Here is a 4144-nt window from a genome sequence, read left to right as displayed (position 1 = left end):
GGCCGGTGTTGATGGACGGGCCATTTATCTGGACGAAATTGCGCAGCAGCCCGATGTCAGGCCGCGAAATCGCCCGTGAATAGGCGAAACGCAGGAAGTCCTTATTGTCGAGGCCGAAGCGTACGTTGAAGCTTGGCAGCCAATCGTCGAACGAGTTACGATAATTGTTCGGGGTCCCACCGCTGTTGGAGAAGGCGATGAGCGCAGGGGTTACGTAACAGCTTGGATTGACGACTTGGTTGGCGCCGAGTGCAGTGCCGCAGGCCGGCAGATTGCCGGCCCAGGCGGCCGTCGGAAATCCGACGCTGCCTTGGCCATCTTCGGTGGTTCGAACGAACCGGACGCCGATATTGCCGACTACCGTGACGCCATTGAAGATCGTCGTATCGTTCCCGCCGAAGTCGAGCATCGCGTAGGCCGACTTGGTTTGCTCGCGCAGTTTCATGATTTCGGACGGCAGGAAGCAATCGGTCGTGCCCGCACGATCGCAGATTGGCACATACCCCGGCGCGAGCGGCGAGTTGGTCGCAGCGCCCGACAGGCCCGCCATCAGCCGATTGTAATCGGTAATCACGTTATTGTTAACGAAAACGAGTTGCCCATTGGGATAGACACTGCCGTCGTAGAGACCTCCGATATTATACGGTCCGAAAATGCCGGGGCCGTAGCCCTTGAAGTTCGAATCGCAGGCTGCCGTCGGATCGGGCTGCGTATTGTCGGCGTTGAAGCCGGCGCCATTGCAGTTCCAGCTCGCCGCGATCGGCGTCCAGTTGAAGGTCGAATAGCGGACCGTCTGGTGCCGGTCGGCGTAACGAACGCCAGCCTTCAGCGAGTCGAGCCAGCTTCCTTGCGTGAAGTCATATTTGAGGTCGCCGCGGAAGGCGTTCTCGTGAGCATCATTGTCCTCGACATGCCCTTGAATGAAAGGGATCCAGTAATTGTGCGGGTTGGCGAGGCCGCCGGGCGCGTAATTGACGTTGCTGCCCGGCAGCAAGGTGACCTGTGGCGTCCCGTCGGAGTTGGTCGAATATTGGTAGTTCGCCATCGATCCGGTCGCCACGAGGATGTCGTTGTTGAAGGTCGACGCGGTGATATGCTGCGCATCGAAATTCGCATGAATCTGCGGCGTGACATCCCATTGAATGTTGGCCGACAGATCCTTCGTGCTTTCGTGGTGGTCGAAGTCCCGAGTTTCATTCTGGAAATAGAGTCCGTCGCGGAGTGTTGTGCACACCCCGCCGAAGCAGTCGTTGACGAACGGAAGGCCCGGTACAGCGGAGCCGCCGTTGATCGCGTCTTGCGGGTTGGGGCTCCACGATCCAAAAAAGCTGCCATGCGGCTGGGTCAAGAGGCCACCGCTCAACATTCCATCCGGCCCGAAAGTCAGTCCTGTGGATCCTGCGAGCGCGGAGCCGCCGCGCGGGTTGAAAGCGGGCGTGCCAAAGTAGCTGCCGTCGAGAATCGCGTGGCTGGCGTGCTCGATCCAAGCATTGTGATACTTGGAGTCGATGTACTGCACCGTCGCGCGGAGATTGCCTGCGGGGTTCTCGTACTGACCGGCGAAGGCAAGCCCGCGGCGATGGCGGTCGTAATCGACCTGTGAATAGCGAATTCCGTCCGGAGCGAATGCCCAGTCGGAACCCCCGAATACATTCGACGTGCACGGGATCGTGCCATCGCTGCTGATGACCGCCGTTGGATTGCCGTTGGGCAAGAAACCATTCGTCGCGCCCGCCGAGCAATAGGTGTCGATCTTGTCCATGATCACGCTCTCGGTGCGTGTAACGACATGGCTCCATGCGAAATCGGCGAGCAGGCCGAAGCGGCCGATGGGCGTGTCCCAACTGTCGCTGATCAGCCCGGAGAATTCGGGCGTCCACTTTTTCGAGCGGCTTCCGTAATTCGCCTTCACATTGCCGGCGATGACCAGGCCCTTCTGGTCGAACGGCAGTCGGGTGCGCAGGTTGACTGTGCCGGCAAGACCGCCCTCGATCATGTCGGCGGTTTCGTTCTTGTAGGCGTCGATGCCGGCGAGGAGCTCGGGCGAAACGTCATTGAACTGAAGGCCTCGCGCGGAATCAGCTGAGAAGCTGTCGCGACCGTTGAATTCGGTCCTGACGAACGGCAGGCCGCGGATCAGCACTTGCGTGGGCTCGCCAGACGGATGGGTGGAGTCGTCGGCGGATTGCAGCCGATTGACGGACACGCCCGGAATACGCTGGATCGCGCCGGCCGCTGACTGGTCCGGGAAGGCGCCAATATCGGTGGCGGTGACGGAGTCGACGATCGTCGGCGCATTCTTTTTGATGGCCTGCGCGCTCTCGAGGGCCCGACGCACGCCAACAATGACAATGTCGTTTTTGGTCGGCGGGGCTGGATTCGCCGCGGTTTGACTGGGGGCTGACGATTGCTGCGTTTGCGCCTGCTGGTCAGAATTCGGACTCTGACCTGTGTCGGCCTGCTGAGCCATTGTCCCGCTCGCCGCGCACATTGCCACCAGCGACACCCCGGCTCGAAAAGCTGCGCAGCATGCGGCGTGCGATCGCCTACCCGTCATGTGATTCTCTCCCCTCTTCGACGGCTGCAACGGAAGCGCCGACCTCGCTACGTTTGCGCAACTTTATGCAATATTGCAAGCCCCTTTAGATTAATACGAAGTGCGGTCGCTTGCGCAGTTCTATGCAAATTTTGCAGAACGTGCCATAACCTCTGCTCGGCTCGGCGAGAATCGGGAGGAGCTTGCGTGCAGTCAGTCGACGGTGGGAATGGTCAGCGCCAACGCCGCCGCGACGAGCATTGCGCCGCCGGCGATGAGAATCGCGTCGGCGATATTACCATGCAGGACCGTGCGCACGGCGGGACCGAGGACGGCAGCCGCAGCAAGCTGCGGAAGGACCAGAAAGACGTTGTGGATACCCATGTAAACGCCCATCCGCTCAGGAGGCACCGCCGCGGCAACGATTGCATAGGGAATCGCGAGAATTGCTGCCCAGCCGACTCCGATCGCGAGGACGGAAAGCCACAGCCACCCAGGACCTGGCGCGGCTACAAAGCTCACCAGGCCCACGCCCGCAATAGCTATGCAAAAAGCATGGCTGCGCCGTCGACCGAGTCTCGCCACGAACCAGGGCAAGGCGAGCGCCGCAAGTGCGGCGACCCCGTTGTAAACGGCGAACAGCATCCCGACCCAGTTGGCGGCGCTTTCGTAAGCGACGGAACCAGGCGGGGCATCGCCGTAATAGCGCTGCGCCACGGCCGGCACTGCATAGACCCACAGTGCGAAGAGGGCGAACCAGGTAAAGAACTGAACGACTGCCAGCCGCCGCATCGCGGGCGGCATTCCGATGACCTCGGATGCGATTCCGACGAGTGGATTGCGGCCGCCGATGCTCGAGCGCGCCGCGAGCCAATGAAGAGTGCCGAATACGCCAAAGACTGCCGCGAGCAGATATGCCTCGCGTCGTTGGATCCACGCCGCATTCGCAACGGCGACGCCGAGGCCGAGCGCAACCCAGCCCGCGCCGCGTTTCATGGCTTGCGATCGCCGCAGCAATCCGGCCGGAAAGTCTTCGGACGATCGTGCTTCGGACCGTTCGATGGGCCGCTCGCGTGTCGTCGCCACAGTCCACATTACCGTCAGCAGCAGCCCGAACGCTCCGACGGCGAAGCTATCACGGACCGATGGGGGAATTTGTCCCGCAGGGCCGCTCGGCCCAACGCCAAACCAATTCACGAATACCCACGGCAGGACCGATGCAAGGACGGCTCCCGCGCCGATAAACAGCACCTGCATGGCGAACCCTTGATCGCGGTCCTCAGGGGGAGCGAGATCGCCCATCAAAGCGCGGAACGGCTCCATGACGATGTTGATCGAAAATGTGAGGAGCCACAGCGCCACGGCGGCGGTCCAGACCGTCGGCGCGTAGGACATGGCGACCAAAGCCGCGGATGTCAGCACTGCTCCCGCGGCCATGAACGGGCGCCGCCGGCCCCAGCGACCTGTTGTCCGGTCGCTCCATTCGCCAATGATAGGCTGGACAAGCAGGCCGGCGATCGGCCCGGCGATCCACAGCATCGGAAGATCGTCGAGTTTCGCGCCCAGTGTCTGGAAGATCCGGCTGGTGTTCGCGTTTTGGAGGCCCCA

At 61.8% G+C, this 4144-nt stretch carries 2 protein-coding genes; both read right to left on the bottom strand.

Annotated features, from left to right (window positions below):
• Nucleotides 1-2470 (bottom strand): TonB-dependent receptor (locus QOC89_RS15530; RefSeq protein WP_323045817.1); only part of this gene is annotated, 2470 nt, incomplete at its 3' end.
• Nucleotides 2471-2749: 279 nt separating this feature from the next.
• Nucleotides 2750-4144, bottom strand: a 1395-nt coding sequence (locus QOC89_RS15525; RefSeq protein ID WP_323045816.1) for an MFS transporter, incomplete at its 5' end; no start/stop codon positions are given.

Origin of the sequence: Paraburkholderia sp., assembly GCF_034668105.1 — a bacterium.
In the GTDB taxonomy this organism is placed as follows: Bacteria; Pseudomonadota; Gammaproteobacteria; order Burkholderiales; family Burkholderiaceae; genus Paraburkholderia.
The sequence above is the reverse complement of the archived record's forward strand: the minus strand, read 5'-3'. Positions and strand labels throughout refer to the sequence as shown.